This window comes from Streptomyces sp. CA-294286 (genome assembly GCF_050947155.1).
In the GTDB taxonomy this organism is placed as follows: domain Bacteria; phylum Actinomycetota; class Actinomycetes; order Streptomycetales; family Streptomycetaceae; genus Streptomyces.
Map to the genome: position 1 here is coordinate 5,646,306 of NZ_CP192005.1, position 19,007 is coordinate 5,665,312.

General features: G+C 71.9%; 11 protein-coding genes. 4 read left to right on the forward strand and 7 right to left on the reverse strand.

All coding sequences use genetic code 11. The features are described 5' to 3' along the window. Nucleotides 1–28: 28 nt before the first annotated feature. Nucleotides 29–2,542, reverse strand: coding sequence for a DEAD/DEAH box helicase (locus tag ACQPZG_RS29705; RefSeq protein ID WP_433548764.1), 2,514 nt, complete (start codon nt 2,540–2,542; stop codon nt 29–31). A 160-nt stretch (nt 2,543–2,702) separates the two neighbouring features. On the opposite strand from ACQPZG_RS29705, the gene ACQPZG_RS29710 reads away from it, so the two are divergent. Both ACQPZG_RS29710 and pip read left to right on the forward strand, forming a co-directional pair. Further along, entirely contained in the window at nt 2,703–3,494 is a 792-nt protein-coding gene (locus tag ACQPZG_RS29710; protein ID WP_433548765.1) for a metal-dependent hydrolase, read from the forward strand. A 156-nt stretch (nt 3,495–3,650) separates the two neighbouring features. Beyond that, nucleotides 3,651–4,691: a prolyl aminopeptidase gene (gene pip / locus ACQPZG_RS29715; RefSeq protein ID WP_433548766.1), complete on the forward strand. Its 1,041-nt coding sequence runs from the start codon at nt 3,651–3,653 to the stop codon at nt 4,689–4,691. A 185-nt stretch (nt 4,692–4,876) separates the two neighbouring features. Here pip and ACQPZG_RS29720 read toward each other — a convergent pair whose 3' ends face one another. The 5 genes from ACQPZG_RS29720 to ACQPZG_RS29740 form a co-directional block, all read right to left on the reverse strand. Beyond that, complete coding sequence (locus tag ACQPZG_RS29720) at nt 4,877–6,697, reverse strand: ABC transporter ATP-binding protein (protein WP_433548767.1); 1,821 nt, start codon at nt 6,695–6,697, stop codon at nt 4,877–4,879. Further along, nucleotides 6,694–8,541 (reverse strand): ABC transporter transmembrane domain-containing protein, encoded by a 1,848-nt coding sequence (locus ACQPZG_RS29725; protein WP_433548768.1) that lies wholly within the window; start codon nt 8,539–8,541, stop codon nt 6,694–6,696. The genes ACQPZG_RS29720 and ACQPZG_RS29725 overlap by 4 nt, the downstream gene beginning before the upstream one ends. 772 nt (nt 8,542–9,313) lie before the next feature. Continuing rightward, nucleotides 9,314–10,744, reverse strand: coding sequence for a Gfo/Idh/MocA family protein (locus ACQPZG_RS29730; protein WP_433548769.1), 1,431 nt, complete (start codon nt 10,742–10,744; stop codon nt 9,314–9,316). A 125-nt stretch (nt 10,745–10,869) separates the two neighbouring features. Next, nucleotides 10,870–13,791, reverse strand: a complete 2,922-nt coding sequence (locus ACQPZG_RS29735; protein WP_433548770.1) for an FAD-binding and (Fe-S)-binding domain-containing protein — start codon at nt 13,789–13,791, stop codon at nt 10,870–10,872. A gap of 31 nt (nt 13,792–13,822) precedes the next feature. Then, complete coding sequence (locus tag ACQPZG_RS29740; protein WP_433548771.1) at nt 13,823–14,299, reverse strand: MarR family winged helix-turn-helix transcriptional regulator; 477 nt, start codon at nt 14,297–14,299, stop codon at nt 13,823–13,825. A 96-nt stretch (nt 14,300–14,395) separates the two neighbouring features. On the opposite strand from ACQPZG_RS29740, the gene ACQPZG_RS29745 reads away from it, so the two are divergent. Further along, complete coding sequence (locus ACQPZG_RS29745) at nt 14,396–16,261, forward strand: ABC transporter ATP-binding protein (RefSeq protein WP_433548772.1); 1,866 nt, start codon at nt 14,396–14,398, stop codon at nt 16,259–16,261. Nucleotides 16,262–16,679: 418 nt separating this feature from the next. Continuing rightward, nucleotides 16,680–17,483, forward strand: coding sequence for an endolytic transglycosylase MltG (gene mltG, locus ACQPZG_RS29750; protein ID WP_433548773.1), 804 nt, complete (start codon nt 16,680–16,682; stop codon nt 17,481–17,483). A 325-nt stretch (nt 17,484–17,808) separates the two neighbouring features. Here the strand turns inward: mltG and ACQPZG_RS29755 are convergent, their stop codons facing one another. Continuing rightward, nucleotides 17,809–18,972, reverse strand: a complete 1,164-nt coding sequence (locus ACQPZG_RS29755; protein WP_433548774.1) for an FAD-dependent oxidoreductase — start codon at nt 18,970–18,972, stop codon at nt 17,809–17,811. Nucleotides 18,973–19,007: the final 35 nt, after the last annotated feature.

Consider the following 19,007-nt stretch of genomic DNA (forward strand, 5'->3'; position numbering starts at 1 on the left):
TCCTCTTCCGTGAGTGTGCGGGGCGGGGCTAGAGCTGACCGACGGACGTGACGCGGACGACCGCCCGCGCCTCCTCGTCCGAGGCCGCGAGGTCGACCTCGGCGCTGATGCCCCAGTCGTGGTCGTCGTTCGGGTCGTCGAAGATCTGCCGCACCCGCCACAGGCCGTGCGGCGCGTCCTCCTCGATGAGGAGCAGCTTGGGGCCGCGCGCGTCCGGTCCGGTGCCGAGGTCGTCGTGCTCGTCCCAGTAGGCGTCCATGGCCTCGCCCCACTTGTCCTCGTCCCAGCCGGCCTCGGCGTCCAGCTCGCCGAGGGCGCGGACGTTGTCCAGGGCGGCCAGCTCGACCCGGCGGAACATGGCGTTGCGCACCAGCACCCGGAAGGCCCTCGCGTTGGCCGTCACCGGCTTGACCTGGTCGGCCTTCTCCTGCGCCTGCTCCGCCGTCTCCACCTCGGGGTTCGCCAGCTGCTCCCACTCGTCGAGGAGCGAGGAGTCCACCTGGCGGACCAGCTCGCCGAGCCAGGCGATCAGGTCTTCGAGGTCCTCCGACTTGAGGTCGTCGGGGATCGTGTGCTCCAGCGCCTTGTACGCGCCCGCCAGGTACCGCAGCACGATGCCCTCGGTGCGCGCCAGCTCGTAGTGCGAGGTGAACTCCGCGAAGGTCATGGCCCGCTCGTACATGTCCCGCACGACCGACTTCGGCGACACCGGGTGGTCGCCGACCCACGGATGGCTCTTGCGGTACACGTTGTACGCGTGCCACAGCAGTTCCTCCAGCGGCTTGGGGTACGACACCTCCTGGAGCCGCTCCATGCGCTCCTCGTACTCCATGCCGTCGGCCTTCATCTGTCCGATGGCCTCGCCGCGCGCCTTGTTCTGCTGCGCGCCCAGGATCTGCCGCGGGTCGTCCAGCGTCGACTCCACGACGGACACCATGTCCAGCGCGTACGACGGCGACTCGGGGTCCAGCAGGTCGAAGGCGGCCAGGGCGAACGTCGACAGCGGCTGGTTCAGCGCGAAGTCCTGCTGCAGGTCGACCGTCAGCCGTACGACCCGGCCCTCGGCGTCGGGGGTGTCCAGTTGCTCGACCACACCGCCGTCGAGCAGCGAACGGTAGATGGCGATGGCGCGGCGGATGTGCCGCAGTTGCGCCTTGCGCGGCTCGTGGTTGTCCTCCAGCAGACGGCGCATCGCCTCGAAGGCGTTTCCGGGACGCGCGATCACGGACAGCAGCATGGTGTGCGTGACCCTGAAACGGCTGGTCAGCGGCTCGGGGTCGGACCCGATCAGCTTGTCGAAGGTGGACTCGGACCAGGCGACGAAGCCCTCCGGGGCCTTCTTCCTGACCACCTTGCGGCGCTTCTTGGGGTCGTCGCCCGCCTTGGCGAGCGCCTTCTCGTTCTCCACGACGTGCTCGGGGGCCTGTGCCACCACGAAACCGGCCGTGTCGAAACCGGCCCGCCCGGCACGGCCCGCGATCTGGTGGAACTCCCGGGCGCGCAGGGTCCGCACCCGCGTCCCGTCGTACTTCGTCAGCGCCGTGAACAGCACCGTGCGGATCGGCACGTTCACGCCGACGCCCAGGGTGTCCGTACCGCAGATGACCTTCAGCAGACCGGCCTGCGCCAGCTTCTCCACCAGCCGCCGGTACTTCGGCAGCATGCCCGCGTGGTGGACGCCGATGCCGTGCCGGACGTACCGGGAGAGGTTCTGGCCGAACTTCGTGGTGAAGCGGAAGTTGCCGATCAGCTCGGCGATCTTCTCCTTCTCCTCCTTGGAGCACATGTTGATGCTCATCAGCGACTGCGCCCGCTCCACGGCCGCCGCCTGCGTGAAGTGCACGATGTAGACCGGCGACTGCTTCGTCTCCAGCAGCTCCGTCAGGGTTTCCGTGATGGGCGTCAGCCGGTACTCGTACGAGAGCGGAACCGGGCGCGTCGCGGACCGCACGACCGCCGTGGGTCGGCCCGTCCTGCGCGTCAGGTCCTTCTCGAACATCGAGACGTCGCCGAGCGTCGCCGACATCAGGACGAACTGTGCCTGCGGCAGCTCCAGGATCGGGATCTGCCACGCCCAGCCGCGGTCCGCCTCCGCGTAGAAGTGGAACTCGTCCATCACGACCTGGCCGATGTCCGCGTGCTTGCCGTCGCGCAGCGCGATCGAGGCGAGGACCTCGGCGGTGCAGGCGATGACCGGGGCGTCGGAGTTCACGGACGCGTCGCCGGTGAGCATGCCGACGTTCTCGTGCCCGAAGAGCTTGGCCAGCTCGAAGAACTTCTCCGACACCAGCGCCTTGATCGGAGCGGTGTAGAAGGTGACCTTGTCCTGGGCCAGCGCCGTGAAATGCGCACCCGCCGCGACCAGGCTCTTTCCGGACCCGGTCGGCGTGGACAAGATCACGTTCGCGCCGGTGACCACCTCCATCAGCGCTTCTTCCTGCGCCGGATACAGGGCGATGCCCCGGTCCTCGGCCCAGGACTGAAAGGCCTCGAAGAGGGCGTCGGGGTCGGCGTTCGGCGGGAGCTGATCAATAAGGGTCACGCCCCCCATCTTGCCTGGCCCACCCCCGGATCGGGGAACCGGAGGGCACAGTGAAGATCATCCTGGATAGGGTGACGGGTCAGCCCATCGGCGGTCCGCTCACCACTCGGCCGCGCCACGGAAGAGATGGGGGCACCACAGCATTGGGGCGGGTACAACCATGATGGGACCGGCGCACTCTCTCTCGGGGGCAGCGGCCTGGCTGGGGGTGGGCGCCGCAGCCGCCGCCTGGGGCTACTCCATGCCCTGGCCGGTGCTCGTCGTCGGCGCGCTGATCTGCGCGGGCGCGGCACTCGCCCCCGATCTCGACCACAAGTCGGCGACCATCTCGCGCGCCTTCGGGCCGGTCTCGCGGCTGCTCTGCGAGATCGTCGACAAACTCTCGTACGCCGTCTACCAGGCGACCCGCTCGGCCGGCGACCCCCGCCGTACGGGCGGCCACCGCACCCTCACGCACACCTGGGTGTGGGCGGTCCTGGTGGGCGCCGGTTGCTCGGCCGCGGCGATATGGGGCGGCCGCTGGGCGGTGCTCGCCATCCTCTTCGTGCACCTGGTGCTGGCGGTGGAGGGGCTGCTGTGGCGGGCGGCCCGCGTCTCCAGCGATGTCCTGGTGTGGCTGCTGGGCGCGACCAGCGCCTGGATTCTCGCCGGGGTGCTCGACCAGCCGGGCAACGGGTCGAACTGGCTCTTCACGGAACCGGGCCAGGAGTACCTGTGGCTCGGGCTGCCGATCGTGCTGGGCGCGCTCGTGCACGACATCGGGGACGCGCTGACCATCTCCGGCTGTCCGATCCTGTGGCCCATCCCGATCGGGCGGAAGCGCTGGTATCCGATCGGGCCGCCGAAGTTCATGCGGTTCCGGGCCGGGAGCTGGGTGGAGATGAAGGTGCTGATGCCGGTGTTCATGCTGGCCGGAGGAGTGGGCGGAGCGGTGGCCCTGGGCTTCATCTGAAGACCGCGCCGAGGCGGGGCCGGGGCCTTGCGCACGGCTCGACGGGGGAGCGGCGCGGGTGTCCGGCCGGGCGAGGCCGGGCGAGGTCTACGGTGGGCCGGTCCCGGTGACCCTTTCCGGCCCGCCGTTCCGCGTGCTCCCAGGAGGTTCAGACCCATGCCCGCTCCGTACCCGACGCTTCCGCCGTACGACGAAGGTCTTCTCGACGTGGGCGACGGCAACCGCATCCACTGGGAGGTCTCCGGACATCCGGACGGCAAGCCCGCGGTCGTCGTGCACGGGGGACCGGGCTCAGGGAGTTCGCCCGGCAGCCGCAAGTTCTTCGACCCCGACCGCTACCGTCTCGTCCTGTTCGACCAGCGCGGTTGCGGTCGCAGCGTCCCGCACGTCGCGGACCCGACGACGCACCTGGAGCACAACACCACCGGTCACCTGGTCGCCGACCTGGAGAAGCTGCGCCGACACCTCGGTGTGGAAAGCTGGTTGATGTTCGGCGGGTCCTGGGGCTCGACGCTGATCCTCGCGTATGCGGAGAAGTACCCGCAGCGGGTGAGCGAGATCGTCCTGGCCGGGGTCACGACGACGCGTCGCTCCGAGACCGACTGGCTGTACGGCGGAGCGGGGCGCTTCTTCCCCGAGGCGTACGAGAGGTTCCGTTCCGGAGTGCCGGAGGAGGAACGGGAGGACCTCGTGGCGGCCTACGCGCGGCGGGCCTCCAGCGCCGACCCGGCGGTACGGGACAAGGCCGTCGCCGACTGGTGCGCGTGGGAGGACGCGGTGCTGTCGCCGGAGACGTACGGGGCGGCGAACCCGTACCGGAGCCGCCCCTCGGCCGGCCGGATTTCGCTCGTGCGGATCGCCTCGCACTTCTTCGCGCACGGGGCGTGGCTGGAGGAGGGCGCGCTGTTGCGGGACGCGCACCGGCTGGCGGGGATTCCCGGGGTCCTGTTGCAGGGGCGCGACGACATGGCGGGACCGCCGCACACCGCCTGGGAGCTGGCGAGGGCGTGGCCGGGTGCGGAACTGCGGATCTTCGAGGGGACGGGGCACCGGGGGAGCGGGGAGATGGGCGAGGCGATCGCCGCGGCGATCGAAGGCTTTGCCGGAGCCGGAGCCGGAGCCGGAGCCGGAGCCGGAGCCGGAGCCGGAGCGGGGCTGGGGCGGGAGGGTGAGGGCGGCCCGGCGGCCGGCGGGTGAGGGACGCCGGGCGGGAGCGGTGCCGGGTGACGGTGGGGCGGGCCGAGGACCGCTCCTGGCCTTCGGGCAGGGCTCGTCCGGCGCCCCGTCCTGCCCGGACATCCGGCCGGGCAGGACGGGCGCGCCGACCGGGACGAGGGGCGCCCTCGGCCCGGCGTGTCTCGGCAGCCCCCGCCCAGCTCCGGCTATCCGTGCCAGGACCGCCACAGCGCCGCATAGGCGCCGTCCGCGGCCACCAGTTCCTCGTGGCTGCCCAGTTCCGCGATGCGTCCCTCCTCCACCACGGCGATGACGTCCGCGTCGTGCGCCGTGTGCAGCCGATGTGCGATGGCGATGACCGTGCGACCGTCCAGGACACGGGCGAGCGAGCGTTCCAGATGCCGGGCCGCCCGCGGGTCGAGCAGGGAGGTCGCCTCGTCGAGGACCAGCGTGTGCGGGTCCGCCAGGACCAGGCGGGCCAGTGCCACCTGCTGTGCCTGGGCCGGGGTCAGGGCGAGCGAGCCGGAACCGACCTCCGTGTCGAGGCCGTCGTCCAGGGCCCGCGCCCAGCCGTCCGCGTCGACCGCGCCCAGCGCCGCCCAGAGCTCGGCGTCGTCGGCTTCCGTGCGGGCGAGTCGCAGGTTGTCCCGGAGCGAACCCACGAAGACGTGGTGCTCCTGATTGACCAGAGCGACATGCGAGCGGACCCGTTCGGCGGGCATACGCGACAACTCGGCTTTTCCCAAAGTGAGTTCGCCCGTGCGCGGAGCGTAGATCCCTGCCATCAGGCGGCCCAGCGTCGACTTCCCCGCGCCGGAGGGACCCACCAGGGCCACCCGGGTACCGGGCGCCACGTCCAGCGACACCTGGTGCAGGACGTCGACGCCCTCCCGGTATCCGAAGTGCACGTCCTTTGACCGGAGTCGGCGTCCGTCGGGGGTGACCGTCCCGTCCCCGGCATCCGGCTCGATCTCCCGTACGCCCACCAGACGGGCCAACGACACCTGCGCGACCTGGAGTTCGTCGTACCAGCGCAGGATCAGGTTCACCGGGTCGACCAGCATCTGGGCGAGCAGAGCGCCGGTCGTCAACTGGCCCACGCTCAGCCAGCCCTGGAGCACGAAGACGCCGCCGATGACGACCGAGGCCCCGAGGATGGTGATGTGGGTGATGCTGACGACGGGGAAGAGCACGGTGCGCAGCCACAGCGTGTAGTTCTCCCACGCCGTCCACTCCTTGACCCGCCGGTCGGACAGCGCCACCCGCCGGGCGCCCAGCCGGTGCGCCTCGATGGTGCGGCCCGCGTCGACCGTCTCGGCGAGCATCGCCGCGACCGCCGCGTACCCGGCCGACTCCGAGCGGTACGCGGACGCCGCCCGCCGGAAGTACCAGCGGCAGCCGATGACGAGCACGGGGAGGGCCACCAGGACCGCGAGGGCGAGCGGGGGTGCGATCGCGGTCAGGCCGGCGAGCAGCAGCGCCGCCCACACCACGCCGATCGCGAGCTGCGGCACCGCCTCGCGCATCGCGTTGGCGAGGCGGTCGATGTCCGTGGTGATGCGAGAGAGCAGGTCGCCGGTGCCGGCCCGCTCCAGCACGCCCGGGGGCAGGCCCACCGAGCGGACCAGGAAGTCCTCGCGGAGGTCGGCGAGCATTTCCTCGCCGAGCATCGCGCCGCGCAGCCGGGTCTGCCCCACGAAGAGGGCCTGGACGAGGAGGGCGGCGGCGAACAGCCCCGCGGTGAGGCCGAGTCGCACGTCCTCCGTGCCCGCCGTCAGGTCCTCGATCACGCCGCCCAGCAGGTACGGCCCGACCATCGAGGCGACCACCGCGAGGGTGTTCAGGGTGATGAGCGCGACGAACGCCCGGCGGTGGCGGCGCAGCAGTCCGCCCACGTACGACCGTACGGTGGCCGTGCTGCCCACGGGCAGGGTGGTGGCCGACTCGGGGGCCGCCGGGTCGTACGCGGGGGGCGGCACCCCGATGCGGGGGGCCCGGGGTGCGCCCTTGGTGGCGGTGCCGCTCATGCCGTTTCCTCGATTTCCTCGCGTACCTGCAACTCACGTACCTCCGCCGCCTGTTCTTCTCCGGCGGTCTCCTCGTCCGTCTCGCGGGTGACGACCGCCCGGTAGCGCGGCTCGGTGTGCAGCAGTTCCCGGTGCGTGCCGACCGCCACCACCTCGCCCTCGTGGACGAGCACGACCCGGTCCGCCTGGTCGAGCAGCAGCGGGGAGGAGGCCAGGACCACGGTCGTACGACCGGACCTGAGCCGTTTGACACCCGCTGCCACCCGGGCTTCGGTGTGCGAGTCGACGGCCGACGTCGGCTCGTCCAGTACCAGTACCTCGGGATCGGTGACCAAGGACCGCGCCAGCGCCAGGCGTTGACGCTGACCGCCGGAGAGCGACCGTCCGCGCTCGGTGATCCTGGTGTGCATCGGGTCGCCGTCCGGGTCGACCGACGCCTGGGCGAGCGCGGCCAGCACGTCGGTGCACTGCGCGGCGGCCAGGGCGTCCTCGGCGGACACCTGCCCGGACGCCGGTACGTCGAGCAGCTCGCTCAGCGTTCCCGACAGCAGTACCGGGTCCTTGTCCTGAACGAGGACCGAGGCGCGGGCGGCCTCCAGGGGGAGATCGTCGAGAGCCACGCCGCCCAGCAGGACGGAGGCGGGCTTCGGCCCGGCGCCGGTTCCCGCGCCCTCCTCGCGGTCCTCCTCCGCCGCGTGCCCGCCGAGACGGTCCGCCAGCCGCCCCGCCACGTCCGGGTCGCCGCACACCACGGCCGTGAACCGGCCCGCGGGGGCCAGCAGTCCCGTCACCGGGTCGTACAGGTCGCCCGTCGGAGCCTGCGACGCGCCGAGTCCGTCGCCCGGCGCGATGCGGCGCAGGCCCAGGACACGGGCGGCGCGCTTCGCGGACGGCTTGGAGAAGGAGTACGCCATGGCGATCTCCTCGAAGTGCCGCAGCGGGTACATCAGCAGGGTCACCGCGCTGTACACGGTGACCAGCTCGCCGACGGACACCGTGCCCGCGCGGGCGAGCGTCGCCCCGTACCAGACCACGCCCACCAGGAGCAGGCCCGGCAGCAGCACCTGGACAGCCGCGATCAGGGCCCACATGCGGGCACTGCGGACGGCCGCCTTCCGCACTTCCTGCGACGCCTCGCGGTAGCGGCTCAGGAAGAGTTCCTCGCCGCCGATGCCGCGCAGCACGCGCAGGCCCGCGACGGTGTCGGACGCCAGCTCCGTCGCCCTGCCCGCCTTCTCGCGCTGGACGTCGGCGCGTCCGGTCGCCTTCGGCAGCAGCGGCAGTACGGCGAGGGCCAGGGCGGGCACGCCGATCGCGACGACGACGCCGAGCTCGGGCTGGTAGACCACCAGGCCGACGCAGACGATCACCAGTGCCGCCACGGCCGCCGCGAACCGCGACAGCGCCTCGACGAACCAGCCGATCTTCTCCACGTCTCCCGTCGACACCGCGACCACCTCGCCGGCCGCCACCCGGCGGGTCAGCGCCGAGCCCAGCTCGGCCGTCCGCCGGGCGAGCAGTTGCTGGACGCGGGCGGCGGCGGTGATCCAGTTGGTGACGGCGGTGCGGTGCAGCATGGTGTCACCGAGGGTGACGGCCACGCCGAACACGGCCAGTACGGCGGCGGCCAGCGCGAGCCGGCCGCCGGAACGGTCCACCACCGCCTGAACGGCCAGGCCCACGCCCAGCGGCAGCCCGGCCACGCCGATCTGGTGCAGCAGCCCCCAGCTCAGGGACTTGAGCTGACCGCCGAGCTGATTGCGGCCCAGCCAGTACAGGAAACGGCCCCCGGAGCGGACATCGGGTTCGCCGGGGTCTTTGTACGGAAGATCGTGGATGTGCATAAGGCCCTACGGCTCGGTGTCGGTTCGGGAGTCGGGGTGAGTCGATGGCGCAAACCGTGCAAGGTTCGCGCCCCGGCCCCCGCCGGGGCAATCGATTTATGCCCCCGAGTGTCCGGATCGCGCCCGTCCCGCCTGCGGCACGTCGCCGCGCCCCGGCGTGGGCCGCGGCCCGCGCTGCGCTTCTCCCGCACGGGCCGACGACGAGTGATGAGCAGGTCGGAGCGCCGGTGCTCGCCGCGGGAGCGCTCCTCGGCGCGGGCCGGGCCGCCGCGGAACGTCAGTCGGTACAGGGGGAGTGGGGGCCGGTTCCGGCGGTCATGGACGCCGAGAGGCTCCGCAGCAACCTTCTCCACGAGGCGTGCACGGACGTCATCGGCGTGAAAGCGACGCTCACCGTCCACGCCGCAGCGGGCCGCGCCAAGCCGCCGATCCTCCGACCGTGCGGCACCTTTCCCGACCGTAGGGGCGGGCGGCTGGTTCCAGACCCTTCTCACAGTACGTGAACGGCGGTCGCGTCGTCACCGGCGGCCGGCCCCGGCCGCGGAGGACCAACCGAGCAACTCCACCGCGTGCACGCCCGGTTCGGGTGAGCGGCTCGGCACGGGCGGCGGCCACCGGCTGTCCGTCACCGCGTACGGGCGGTGCGGGGGCGCCGGTGGGGGGCCGGCGGCGCTGCCGACGCGGCAGCCCTCCTCCGCGGCCGTGCGCCGGGCCGCGGAGGAGGGCGGGGTCGGAGCCGCGCAGGGCCGGTCCGCTCGGCCACGCGCATCCGTCAGGCGGTCGGCTTCTTCGAGTCGACTCCCGGCCGGGCCTTCTTCCACTCGCCCCGGGTGAAATCGGGGATCGGCTGCGGTGCGCCCTTCGCCCGTATCGACAGATGGCTCAGCGGCACCGGGGCCGTCCAGGTCGCGGCGTCGTACACGTCGAAGTCGGGCACCAGGCCCAGTTGCATGCACTGCATCAGCCGGAAGAGCATGAGGTAGTCCATCCCGCCGTGGCCGCCGGGCGGGTTGGCGTGTTCCTTCCACAGCCAGTGGTCCCACTCGGCGTACTTTCCGAAGTCGTCCCACCTGTGGTCGGTGTTGCCGGGCTCCAGGTAGATGCGCGGCGGGTAGTCCTCGAAGACGCCGAGGGTGCCGCCGAGGCTGTTGATCCTGCTGTACGGGTGCGGGGTCGACACGTCGTGTTCGAGACGGATGACGCGGCCCTTGGCGGTCTGCACGAGGCTGATCGTACGGTCGCTCCCGACGTAGGACTCCTTCCAGCTCGCATCGCCCGGCGGCATGTGCTTCGCGCGGTACTCGGCGAGGCCCAGTGCGGGGGAGCCGAGGCTGACGACGCTCACCGCGCGGTCGCCCCGGTTGACGTCCATGTAGTTGCCGACCGGACCGAAGCCGTGGTTGGGGTACAGGTCGCCGCGCAGCCGGGTGTGCCACAGGCGGCGCCACGGCCCCTCGTAGTAGTCGGGGTCGAACATCAGGTCGCGCAGGTCGTGGTTGTACGCGCCCGCGCCGTGCAGCAGGTCGCCGAACAGGCCCGCGTGCGCCATCCGCAGGACGCGCATCTCGTTCTTGCCGTAGCAGCAGTTCTCCAGCTGCATGCAGTGGCGTCTGGTGCGTTCCGAGACGTTGACCAGGTCCCAGATCTCGTCCATCCGCATGGCCAACGGGCACTCCACGCCGACGTGCTTGCCGTTCAGCATGGCGGCCCTGCACATCGCGTGGTGGACGTCCCACGGGGTGGCGACGTACACGAAGTCGATGTCGCCGCGTGCGCACAGCCGGCGGTAGTCGTCCTCGTCCTTGGCGTAGATCGCGGGAGCCGCCTGACCGGCCTTGACGACCTTGGCGGCGGCCTTCTCCGCCTTCGCCCGTACCGGATCGCAGACGGCGACGACCTTGACGCCGGGGAGGGCCAGGAAGAGGTCGATCATGGCGTCGCCCCGGTTGCCCAGGCCGATCATGCCGACGCGGACGGTGGAGCGGCGCTCGAAGGGAACGCCCGCCATGGTCCTGCCCTGGCGGGCGGGCCACGCCTCGGCCTCCGCGGCGGCGTTCCCGGCGGCGGCCGCGGGCCACGCCGCGCCCAGCGCGCCTCCGAGTCCGAGCCCGGCGCCCGCCGCGCCGGCGGCTCGCAGGGCGGAGCGGCGGGAGACGCCGTCGGGGGTTTCCTCCGTGCCGGGTGTCGCCTTGTCGTCGTACATCGAACCTCCGTGAAGGGTGATCGGGGTACCGGAAGATCACCCTTCACGGAGGTACTGCTGTGGCGCAAGAGGGCCTTGGGCACAGCGAGTGGGGCACTGCGGGTGCGGAGTGCGCACGCGAGCGCTCACGGCCTGGTCGCCCGTTCCAGTTCCAGCAGCACCGAGCGGTAGGAGCGGCCCGTGGCGTGGTCCATGCCGACCTCGCACATCCGGTTCGCCGACAGATGCAGGTCGTACTCGCGCCGGGTCACCTCGGCGGCCTCGCGCGCCGTCGCGGACTCCGTCAGCTCCTTGTGCAGCATCCCGCGGTCCCCGGCGAACGCGCAGCACCGCACGTCGTCCGGCACGTCGACCTCCTCCGCGCACGCCTCGGCGACCGTACGCAGGTGGTCGGCATCGCCCAGGTGCTCCATGGAGCAGGTGGGGTGCAGGACGGCGGACCCGGCCCGCCGCAGGACGACCAGGTCCGCCAGCAGTTCGTCCGCCGCCCACACGATCGAGTCGACGACGGTCAGCTCCGCGTGCAGTCGCCGGTTGTCGTCGGTGAGATACGGCACCACCTCGCGCGCGATGCCCAAGGTGCACGACGACGCGTCGACGACCAGCGGCAGGCTGCCACCGGCGGTCCAGGCCCAGGCGGCCTCGACGATGCGGTTCGCCATGACCGTGTTCCCCGCCTCGTACCCCTTGGAGTGCCAGGGAGTGGCGCAACAGGTTCCGGTCACGTCGTCCGGGATCCACACCGGCTTCCCGGCGCGTGCGCCGAGGGTGACGACGGCCTCCGGGAGGGTCGGGCCGCGGTCCTGGTCCGGGCCGCCGAAGATCCGGTTGACGCAGGCCGGGTAGTAGACGGCGGCGGCGCCCGAGCGCGAGGTGGGCGGCAGCCGCCGTGCCGCGCCCGGCATCTCGGGCAGCCACTCCGGTACGAGGTCGGGCCGCACCGCTTTGCGGGCGAGTCCCGTCAGGGAGGCCGTCAACCGGGTCCCGATGCTGTCGGCCGCTGCCACCGCGAGTCGGGCCGACACCTCCACCGCCGCGAAGTTGCGGGCTGCCAGGGCCGCGACGCGTTCCTCCCGGGGGGAGTGCCTGCGATGGCGGAGGTCCCTCATCAGCGCCCCGGTGTCGATGCCGACCGGGCACGCGATCTTGCAGGTGGAGTCGCCCGCGCAGGTGTCGACGGCGTCGTACCCGTACGCGGCGAGGAGGTTCTCACCGACCAGCGAGCCCGCCGGCTGCCGCATCATCTCCCGGCGCAGCACAATGCGTTGGCGGGGCGTCGTGGTCAGGTCGCCGCTGGGGCAGGTCGGTTCGCAGAACCCGCACTCGATGCACGGATCCGCCTCCGCCTCCACGCGCGGAATGGTCTTCAGGCCGTGCAGATGCGCCTCGGGGTCCCGGTTGAGGACCACGCGCGGGGCGAGCACGCCGTCCGGGTCGATCAACTGCTTCGTCCGCCACATCAGGTCGGTCGCCCGCGGGCCCCACTCCAGCTCCAGGAACGGCGTGATGTTGCGGCCGGTCGCGTGCTCGGCCTTGAGCGAGCCGTCGAAGCGGTCGACGGTCATCCGGCAGAAGTCGTCCATGAACGCGGCGTACCGGCGGACGTCGGCCGGCTCGGCAGCGTCGAAGGCCAGCAGGAAGTGCAGATTGCCGTGTGCGGCGTGCCCGGCGACGGCGGCGTCGAACCCGTGCGCCTCCTGGAGTTCGAGCAGCGCCTCGCAGGCCTCGGCCAGCCGGGACGGGGGCACCGCGAAGTCCTCGGTGATCAGCGTCGTGCCGGGCGGGCGGGTTCCGCCGACGGCGGTGACGAACGCCTTGCGGGCCTTCCAGTACCGGCCGATCGTCCTCGCGTCGCGGGTGAACTCGTTCGTGACGGAGGCGACCGGCTGGACCAGTTCCAGTTCTTTGAGGGTCTCGGCCGCCGCGCGCTCGAATGCCTCCTGTTCCGCCTCGTCGAAGGCCCGGAACTCCACCAGCAGCGCCGTCGTCTCCCGGGGCAGCTCCGCCCAGTCCTGCGGCACGCCCTCGACGCTGACCGAGGCGCGCAGGGTGTTGCCGTCCATCAGCTCCACGGCGCGCGCGCCCGCCTCGTTGAACAGCGGCACCGCCGCCGCGGCGGCGGACAGGGACGGGAAGAACAGCAGGGCGCTGGACAGGCGGCGATCGAGCGGGAGGGTGTCGAAGACGACCTCCGAGATGAAGCCGAAGGTGCCCTGGGAGCCGACCATCAGGCCGCGCAGGATCTCCACCGGCGTCGCACCGTCGAGGAAGGCGTCCAGGCGGTAGCCGTTGGTGTTCTTGATCGTGTACTTGTGCCGGATGCGGGCCACGAGGGCGGGATCCGCCTCGATCTCCGCCTTGAGCGCCAGCAGGCCCTCGCAGAGCGCGGGCTCGGCGTGCCGGAGCTCCTCGTCGGCGCGCGGGTCCGCGGTGTCGACGACGGTTCCGGTCGGCAGGACGAAGGTGAGGGAGGCGAGGGTGCGGTAACTGTTGCGGGCGGTGCCCGCCACCATCCCGGAGGCGTTGTTGGCGACGACGCCGCCGACCGTGCAGGCGATGGCGCTCGCCGGGTCGGGGCCCAGCACCCGGGCGTAGGGGGCGAGAGCGGCGTTGGCCCGTACGACGGTGGTGCCGGGCCGGATGCGGGCGCGGGCCCCGCCGTCCAGTACCTGGACGCCGGACCAGTGGCGGCGTACGTCCACCAGGATGTCCTCGCCCTGCGCCTGCCCGTTCAGTGACGTGCCGGCGGCCCGGAACACCACCTCGCGGCCCCTGCCGTGCGCGTACGAGAGGACGGCGGAGACGTCGTCGATGTCCTCGGCCACCACCACGACCTGCGGCACGAACCGGTACGGGCTGGCGTCGGACGCGTACCGCACGAGGTCCGAAATCCTCCACAGCACCTTCTCCGCACCCAGCAGCGCGGACAGCTCGCGGCGCAGCGGCCCCGGCGTGCCCTCGGCCAGGGCGGCGGGAACCCGGTCGGGCGCGGGCTCCTGCGGAGCGAGCGGGGCCAGGGCCCGGGGCCTCGGTTCCAGAAGCGGCATGACGGCGTTCCTCCCACGGGCTCGGTCCCGCTCAGCAGGGGTGGGGGCCCCCGTCGACCAGGGTGGACAGCAGCCCGCCCAGCACCTGGCGGTCCGCGGCGGACAATGGAGCCAGGATGTCCTCTGCGGCGTCGCGGCGCGCGTTGCGCAACGCGCGCAGAGTGGTGCGGCCGTCGTCGGTGAGTTCGATGCGCATGACCCGGCGGTTCGCCGGATCGGGCACCCGGCGGACCCGACCCTGCTCCTCCAGGGCGTCGACCAGGGTGGTGACCGCGCGGGGGACGACCTCCAGGCCGTGCGCCAGGTCGGCCATCCGGGGGGCGGGCCCGGGACGCAGGGACAGGCGGGCGAGGACCCGCAGCAGCCGGGCCTGGCCGGGGGTGATGCCGATCGGCTCCATCTGGCGCTTCTGGCTGCGGTGCAGGCGGCGGGTGAGCCGCAGCAGCTGCTCGGCCAGGACTCCGTCGGCGGTGTCGGCCTCTGCGCGGGAATCCGAAGGGTTGCTCATGCCGGGAACAATAACAGGACCTTGTGCATTGTGAGTAGAGGTAACAATGAACTAAGCTCTGGAAGCCTTGCTTCCCTCACCTCTCCGAAGGAGCCCATGCACCCCGACCGACACACGGATCAATGGACGCCCCCGGCGCTGGAGCCGGGGAAGAAACAGCCGCCCGCGGAGGTCCGCCGCATCCTGCGCCTGTTCCATCCCTACCGGGCCCGCCTCGCCCTGGTCGGACTGCTCGTCGGCGCCTCCTCGCTCGTCGGCGTCGCCTCGCCCTTCCTGCTGCGCGAGATCCTCGACGTGGCCATCCCGCAGGGCCGTACGGGTCTGCTGACGCTGCTCGCGCTCGGCATGATCGCCACCGCGGTCGTCACCAGCGTCTTCGGTGTCCTGCAGACCCTCATCTCCACCACGGTCGGCCAGCGCGTCATGCACGACCTGCGCACCGCCGTCTACACCCAGCTCCAGCGGATGCCGCTCGCCTTCTTCACCCGCACGCGCACCGGGGAGGTCCAGTCGCGGATAGCCAACGACATCGGCGGCATGCAGGCCACCGTCACCTCCACCGCGACGTCCCTGGTCTCCAACCTGACCGCCGTCGTCGCCACGATCGTCGCCATGCTCGCCCTCGACTGGCGGCTCACGGTGGTCTCGCTGCTGCTGCTGCCGGTCTTCGTGTGGATCAGCCGCCGGGTCGGCAACGAGCGCAAGAAGATCACCACACAGAGGCAGCGGCAGATGGCCGCCATGTCCGCCACCGTCACCGAATCCCTCTCGGTCAGCGGCATTCTGCTGGGACGCACCATGGGCCGTTCCGCCTCGCTCACCAAGAACTTCGCCGAGGAGTCCGAGCGCCTCGTCGACCTCGAAGTGCGGTCCAACATGGCGGGCCGCTGGCGGATGTCGACGATCGGCATCGTCATGGCCGCCATGCCCGCCGTGATCTACTGGGCGGCCGGGCTGACCATGAACGCCGGGGCCGCCGCGGTCTCCCTCGGTACGCTCGTCGCCTTCGTCTCCCTCCAGCAGGGCCTGCTGCGCCCCGCCGTGAGCCTGCTGTCCACGGGCGTCCAGATGCAGACCTCGCTCGCCCTCTTCCAGCGGATCTTCGAATACCTCGACCTCACCGTCGACATCGACGAACCCGACGAGCCGGTGCGCCTCACCGCGCCCAAGGGCGAAGTCCGCTTCGAAGGCGTGGACTTCACCTACGAGGGAACGGAAGGCCAGACCGACCGGGGCACCCACGAAGGGGCTGACGAGCCGGGCGCCCCCACCCTCTCCGGCATCGACCTCACCGTCCCCGCGGGCACCAGCCTCGCCGTCGTCGGCGCGACCGGCTCCGGCAAGAGCACGCTGAGCTACCTGGTTCCCCGGCTGTACGACGTCACGGGCGGCCGCGTCACCCTCGACGGCGTCGACGTCCGCGACCTGGACTTCGACTCCCTCGCCCGCACGGTCGGCGTGGTCTCCCAGGAGACGTACCTCTTCCACGCCTCCGTCGCCGACAACCTGCGCTTCGCCAAGCCCGACGCCACCGACGACGAGCTGCGCGCGGCGGCCGGGGCCGCTCAGATCCACGACCACATCGCCTCGCTGCCCGACGGCTACGACACCCTCGTCGGCGAACGCGGATACCGTTTCTCCGGTGGCGAGAAGCAGCGCCTCGCCCTCGCCCGCACCATCCTGCGCGACCCTCCCGTCCTCATCCTGGACGAGGCCACCAGCGCGCTGGACACCCGGACCGAGCACGCCGTGCAGCAGGCCATCGACAGCCTCGCGGCCGGACGTACGACGATCACCATCGCCCACCGCCTCTCCACGGTCCGTGACGCCGACCAGATCGTGGTGCTGGACGCCGGCCGCATAGCCGAACGCGGCACGCACGCCGAACTGCTCGCTCTGAACGGCCGGTACGCCGCGCTCGTACGCCGGGACTCCGAATTGGCGCCGACGGCCGCGTCCTGAGCGTTCCGGGACCTCCGCACGCGGCAGCGCCGCCCCTCCCCTGGGACGGGGGAGGAACGGCGCCGCACAGAGACCTCGGTCAGACCAGCCAGCCCAGGAAGTGGAAGGCGCCGGCGAGAAGGTCGGTGATGAGGTTCATGATCTTGGGTTCTCCTTGTGCCTGGTGCATCAACGTGCACATGGGGGACCACGCGCACGTTCGGGACCGCGCATCCGAGGTCTGCAGCCCGTCGCTTGCGCACCTCAAGTCTCAGGTGTCCCAGGCGAGTTGAGCAACGAAATCCGGTGCGATCACGCGTTCCAGCGAACACCCGATCCCCTGTTCGTCTGTTCGCTGGGCTGGGTCCGCGACTTTTGCGGTACGGGCAACCGCCCCGCGGTCCGGGAAACCGCACGCCCGGACGGTTAGCGTTTCCGCATGGTCGAGCCCTCGCAGTCATCGCCCGCGCGGAAGCGCCGCATCCGTCGCCTGCTCCTGGTGTGCACCCTCCTCGTCCTCACTCTGCTCGGGGCGGCAGTGGCGTTCCTGCTGCTGTGGCAGAAGGAGAAGACCCCCCAGCCCAAGTCCCTCACCATTCCCGAGGGGCGGCGTGCCTCCCAGGTGTACGACGCGATCGACCAGGCCGTCGGCGCGGCCCCCGGCACGGCGATGAAGGCCGCCGCCACGACGGAGCTGGCCCTGCCCGCCGCCTCCGAGGGCAACCCCGAGGGCTTCCTCTTTCCGGCGACGTACCCGGTGAAGGACACCACGACGGCGTCGAGCCTGCTCGCCTACATGGTCAGGACCGCGAACGAGCGTTTCGGCACCGGCCCCGCCGTCCACCGTGACGTGGTCGTCGCGAGCATCGTCCAGGCGGAGGCCGACACCGCGGCCGACATGGGCAAGGTCGCCCGGGTCATCGAGAACCGGCTGGCCCGGGGGATGCCCCTCCAGATGGACTCCACCCTCAACTACGCGCTGAACCGCAGCACCCTGGACACCACGCACGAGGACACCCGTCTGGACAGCCCGTACAACACGTACGCGCGCAAGGGCCTCCCACCCACTCCCATCGGCAACCCGGGCCTGGAGGCGATGCGGGCGGTGCGGAATCCGACGCCGGGCAACTGGCTGTATTTCGTCACGGTGAAGCCGGGGGACACCAGGTTCACGGACGACTACGAGGTCCAGAAGCAGAACGTCAAGGAATTCAACGCGAACCGGCGGAGCGCGGGCGGATAGCCGAAGGGGCCCGCCGGGGCGTGGGGTCCGGTGGATCCGCCGGGTCCGTGGAGCCCGTCGCGCCGCGCGGTCCGGGTCCGTGAACCCTTCGCGCCGCGCGGTCCGGGTCCGTGAACCCTTCGCGCCGCGCGGTCCGGGTTCGTGGAGCCCGCCGCGCCGCCCGGTGCGGGTCCGTTGGTCCGTGGGGCGTGGGTCGTGGGGCGTGAGGGCCTGCTTCCGGCCCGCCACCCGAGGAGAGGGTCGGGCGACGGCAACCGACCGTGCCCAAGGCGGGCGGGCCGTTCCGGAGCCGGCCGTACCGCAGGCGGCGGACCGTTCCGGCGCGTCAGGCAGGGACCGCCGCTGTCGTCTGAGCCCCCGTAGCCCCCGTACCTGCCACCGCGACCTCGGCACCCGTGCCACGTTTCCTCTCCAGCACCCGCAGCACCTCCCGTACCGCGGTTCTCCCCGCCCGGTTGGCGCCGATCGTGCTGGCGGACGGGCCGTACCCCACCAGGTGGACGCGGGCGTCCCGCGTCACCCGCGTCCCGTCCAGCCGGATCCCGCCGCCGGGCTCCCGCAGCCGCAACGGCGCCAGGTGCTCGATCGCCGGCCGGAAGCCGGTCGCCCAGAGGATCACGTCCGCGGGCACCGGGGGCCGCCCGTCGTTCCAGGCCACCCCGTCCGGCGTCACCCGGTCGAACATCGGCAGCCTGTCGAGCACGCCGTTCTCCCGTGCCTCCCGGATCGCGTCGTTCACCGGCAGAGCGGTCACCGACACCACGCTCTCCGGCGGCAGCCCGCGCCGCACCCGCTCCTCCACCCGGGCGACGGCGGCGCGCCCCCACTCCTCGGTGAACTCGCCCTCACGGAAGACCGGCGGACGCCGTGTCACCCAGGTCGTCTCCGCCGCGACCCGGGCGATCTCCATCAGATGCTGGGTGCCCGAGGCCCCACCGCCCACCACCACCACACGCCGACCTGTGAACTCCTCCGGTCCCGGGTAGTTCGCGGTGTGCAGTTGCCGTCCCCGGAAGGTCTCCTGCCCGGAGTAGCGGGGCCAGAACGGCCGGTTCCAGGTGCCGGTCGCGCTGATCAGCGCCCGCGCGTTCCACACCCCCTCCGACGTCTCGATCCGCAGCCGGCCTCCCTCGCCCTCCCGTACGGCGGACACCTCCACCGGCCGGTGCACCCGCAGGCCGAAAGCGTCCTCGTAGGCGGTGAAGTACTCCCCGATGACCTCGGAGGAGGGCCGGTCGGCGTCGGCGCCCGTCAGTTCCATGCCGGGCAGGGCGTGCATGCCGTGCACTTTTCCGTACGTCAGCGAGGGCCACCTGAACTGCCAGGCGCCGCCCGGCCGCGGGGCCTGGTCGAGTACGACGAAGTCCCGGTCCGGTACCAGCCCCGACCTGCGCAGATGGTAGGCGGCGGAGAGCCCGGCCTGTCCTGCGCCGATGACGACGACGTCCACGTCCGTGCCGGGCTGCTTCCCCGCCCCGTTGTTGTTCATGGTTCTACCAACAGGGGGCGGTCCCTGGATCTTCC

Coding starts and splice junctions, on each gene's coding strand:
- ACQPZG_RS29720 (WP_433548767.1), bottom strand. CDS start 6,697: ATGAGCGGCACCGCCACCAAGGGCGCACCCCGGGCCCCCCGCATCGGG.
- ACQPZG_RS29740 (WP_433548771.1), bottom strand. CDS start 14,299: ATGAGCAACCCTTCGGATTCCCGCGCAGAGGCCGACACCGCCGACGGA.
- ACQPZG_RS29735 (WP_433548770.1), bottom strand. CDS start 13,791: ATGCCGCTTCTGGAACCGAGGCCCCGGGCCCTGGCCCCGCTCGCTCCG.
- mltG (WP_433548773.1), top strand. CDS start 16,680: ATGGTCGAGCCCTCGCAGTCATCGCCCGCGCGGAAGCGCCGCATCCGT.
- pip (WP_433548766.1), top strand. CDS start 3,651: ATGCCCGCTCCGTACCCGACGCTTCCGCCGTACGACGAAGGTCTTCTC.
- ACQPZG_RS29725 (WP_433548768.1), bottom strand. CDS start 8,541: ATGCACATCCACGATCTTCCGTACAAAGACCCCGGCGAACCCGATGTC.
- ACQPZG_RS29710 (WP_433548765.1), top strand. CDS start 2,703: ATGATGGGACCGGCGCACTCTCTCTCGGGGGCAGCGGCCTGGCTGGGG.
- ACQPZG_RS29755 (WP_433548774.1), bottom strand. CDS start 18,972: ATGAACAACAACGGGGCGGGGAAGCAGCCCGGCACGGACGTGGACGTC.
- ACQPZG_RS29745 (WP_433548772.1), top strand. CDS start 14,396: ATGCACCCCGACCGACACACGGATCAATGGACGCCCCCGGCGCTGGAG.
- ACQPZG_RS29730 (WP_433548769.1), bottom strand. CDS start 10,744: ATGTACGACGACAAGGCGACACCCGGCACGGAGGAAACCCCCGACGGC.